The sequence below is a fragment of the Paramaledivibacter caminithermalis DSM 15212 genome (genome assembly GCF_900142245.1).
GTDB classification, from domain to species: domain Bacteria; phylum Bacillota; class Clostridia; order Peptostreptococcales; family Caminicellaceae; genus Paramaledivibacter; species Paramaledivibacter caminithermalis.
Window position 1 is genome coordinate 1 of sequence record NZ_FRAG01000117.1, and the last position, 3,120, is coordinate 3,120.

Sequence of the window (3,120 nt, forward strand, 5' to 3'; positions counted from 1 at the left end):
GTTTAATTCATTTTAGGGGCATCGAACCCCTAAAATGAATGGGGCTTACAGCCTCGACCACAAGGGTCGAGGTTTTACACCCCAAAACTATAAACCCGATGGAATTGTAAAAGATGTACTATTTCCTGTAGTAAGCGAACAAACACTCAAAGCATTGATTAAAGAATTTAAAAACACTGGTGTAGCATACCGCAGGAAAGTATATACTGTAATGCGTGCAAGCTATGGCAATCATTATAGACGAATGGTACCGGAGTTACTTAACACTTTAGAATTTTGCTCCAATAATGACGTACATAGGCCCGTTATTCATGCCTTGGAGATCATAAAAAGATATTCAATAACCAGTATGCATTACTTCCCTATCTCTGAATATATTCCTATTGATGGTATAGTACGTCCAATGATGAAGGAAACTGTAATTGAAAAGGATGATAATGAAGTAGAAAGAATTAATCGGATTAACTATGAAATAGTTGCCCTTCAAGCTTTACGTGATAAATTGAGATGTAAAGAAATATGGGTTAAGGGAGCTAATAGGTATAGGAATCCTGATGAAGACCTTCCAGCGGATTTTGAACAACGAAGAGAAGAAAATTATAAGGCTTTAAAACATCCACTAGATGGAGAAAAGTTTATATCTAGTTTAAAAGAGTCCATGCATGAAGCACTTAGTATGTTTAATAACGGATTACCTAAAAATTCAAAGGTTAAATTATCTGAAAGAGCTGGTGGATGGATTACCCTTTCACCTTTAGATCCACAGCCTGAACCACAAAATCTTTTCAGAGTAAAAGCCGAGGTATCACGACTATGGCCCATGACTAACCTACTTGATGTATTAAAAGAAGCTGACTTAAGACTGTCATTTACAGATCATTTTAAGACAATGACTTCTAGAGAGCAGTTAGATCGTTCAATTATTCAAAAACGTCTTATACTTGCACTTTATGGATTAGGTACTAATACAGGATTGAAACGTGTTTCGGCTGGTAATCATGGAGAAAATTATAAGGATTTACTGTACATTAGGCGTAAATTCATCAATAAAGATAACCTTAGAAACGCAATATCTTCAGTAGTAAATGCTATACTTAACTGCCGTATCGAGGATATATGGGGTGATGGAACCACGACCTGTGCTTCAGATTCTAAAAAATTCGGTGCCTGGGATCAGAATCTAATGACTGAGTGGCATATTCGTTATAGGGGCCGTGGAGTTATGATTTATTGGCATGTGGAAAAGAAATCTACATGTATTTACTCTCAGCTTAAAACCTGTTCATCGTCTGAGGTTTCAGCTATGATTGAAGGGTTGCTAAGGCATTGTACAGATATGGAGATACAAAAGAATTATGTAGATTCACATGGTCAAAGCGAAGTAGCGTTTGCTTTTTGCCATCTACTAGGTCTTAAGCTCATGCCAAGATTAAAAGCTATTTATAAGCAAAAACTTTATCGTCCTGATACCGGCATGGGAGATGCCTATCCAAATTTGAAAGCAATTCTTACAAGACCGATTAATTGGGACTTAATTCGGCAGCAATATGATCAAATGGTTAAGTATGCAACTGCGTTAAGACTTGGCACAGCAGAAACAGAAGCCATACTGAAAAGATTTACTCGTAACAATGTAAAACATCCAACATACCTAGCCTTTTTAGAATTAGGTAAGGTAGTAAAAACAATATTTCTATGTGAGTATCTCAATTCTGAAATTCTTAGAAGAGAAATTCACGAAGGTCTTAACACTGTTGAAAATTGGAATAGTGCTAATTCATTCATTTTCTATGGTAAGGGTGGAGAAATATCAACGAACCGAATTGAAGACCAGGAGACATCAGTTTTAGCTTTACACCTCCTCCAAAACTGTCTAGTATATATAAATACCTTGATGATACAACAAGTATTATCACAAAAGAAATGGTACAACATTATGGAAAAAGAAGATTTTAGAGCATTAACACCACTCATTTATTCACATATAAATCCTTATGGGAAATTCGATTTAAATATGGAAGAAAGGTTAGCTTTAGATATCTTAGCTAGTTAATTTAACATATAGGACCGTGGCTTAAGCAAAACTTAGTGTTTTATGCAAGCCACGGCCCTATATATTTGATTCAGACTTATTTCTATCTACTTTGCCCCTGGTTACAGCTTCGCTGGTACTACCCCTACTGGCTTTCAGTAACTTCTTTTTTATTATTATCACTTAATTCTCTAAGAAATTGATTTAATAACTTATTTAGTTCTTTTTTTAATTCTTCCTCTGTAATCTGTCCTGTATATATTATTTTATCCATATACAATCACCCTCTCTGGTAATGTATATGAATAACATGAATTGTCCTATAATAAAAAAATGGAGAACCTTTAAGATTCTCCGCTAACCTATTCTTTACATCATAAAAACTCTAGCTTTCTTTAATGCCCTGAAAATCACACAACTCATCAAGCGTAACTTCTAGGGCTGCCGCTAGTTTTTTAGCAGTGGAGACCTTGCAGTCCCCACGTTTTTCTATATCTTCAATAGTGCGAACTGGTACACCTGAAAGTCTATAAAGTGCCGGAACAGACAATCCTTTAACCTTTCTTATCTCTCTCAATTTCATCCTAATCCCTCCTTGATTCTATATAAGCCTTTATCGCTATTATTAAAGCTATAATACTTATAGCTAAACTTATATATTTTATCATGAATTTTCCCTCCATCATGAATATTTTCAATTAATATGATATAATTTATTGTATAGGGGAGCTGCAACTCCCCTATATGGTTATTTCTTTTTTCGCTTGGGACGTTTCTTTTTAGGAACGTTCCTTTGATTTTTTGCTGTTTTGTATACGACTATTGCTGTAACTAGATTGATTAATGATGTTGCTAAGTTTATGTACTCGTCGCTATCCCTCAATTTCCTTCCCTCCTTTCTTAATTATATTATACCACGTAGCAACGTGGTTCGTCAATACTTTTTTTATGCTTTTTTACCCAAAAATAAAAAATAGGTAGAGATGTACCCTATTTTGTAAAAATTGTGTAGAAATTTGTAAATGCTTGATTTTTTTTGTGTTCTTAGTATTGTTTTTTAGATATTATCTAGTTCCTAGGCATTAGAA

At 34.6% G+C, this 3,120-nt stretch carries 3 protein-coding genes and 1 pseudogene; 1 reads left to right on the plus strand and 3 read right to left on the minus strand.

The features are described from left to right. Positions 1-94: 94 nt before the first annotated feature. Positions 95-2,053, plus strand: a pseudogene (locus BUB36_RS18625) (Tn3 family transposase); the annotation flags it as partial. Positions 2,054-2,177: 124 nt separating this feature from the next. Here the strand turns inward: BUB36_RS18625 and BUB36_RS20470 are convergent. The 3 genes from BUB36_RS20470 to BUB36_RS20475 all read right to left on the minus strand — a co-directional run bounded on the left by BUB36_RS20470 (position 2,178) and on the right by BUB36_RS20475 (position 2,915). Further along, positions 2,178-2,306 carry a hypothetical protein gene (locus BUB36_RS20470; RefSeq protein WP_278247878.1) on the minus strand — a complete coding sequence of 43 codons (129 nt, stop codon included), beginning with the start codon at positions 2,304-2,306 and terminating at the stop codon, positions 2,178-2,180. A 111-nt stretch (positions 2,307-2,417) separates the two neighbouring features. After that, a complete protein-coding gene (locus BUB36_RS18630; protein WP_073153782.1) occupies positions 2,418-2,615 on the minus strand; it encodes a helix-turn-helix transcriptional regulator in 198 nt (65 codons plus the stop codon). Between the two features lie 165 nt (positions 2,616-2,780). Continuing rightward, the gene (locus tag BUB36_RS20475) at positions 2,781-2,915 is read right to left on the minus strand and encodes a hypothetical protein (RefSeq protein ID WP_278247879.1); all 135 of its coding nucleotides are present in this window, start codon (positions 2,913-2,915) and stop codon (positions 2,781-2,783) included. Between the last annotated feature and the right edge of the window lie 205 nt (positions 2,916-3,120).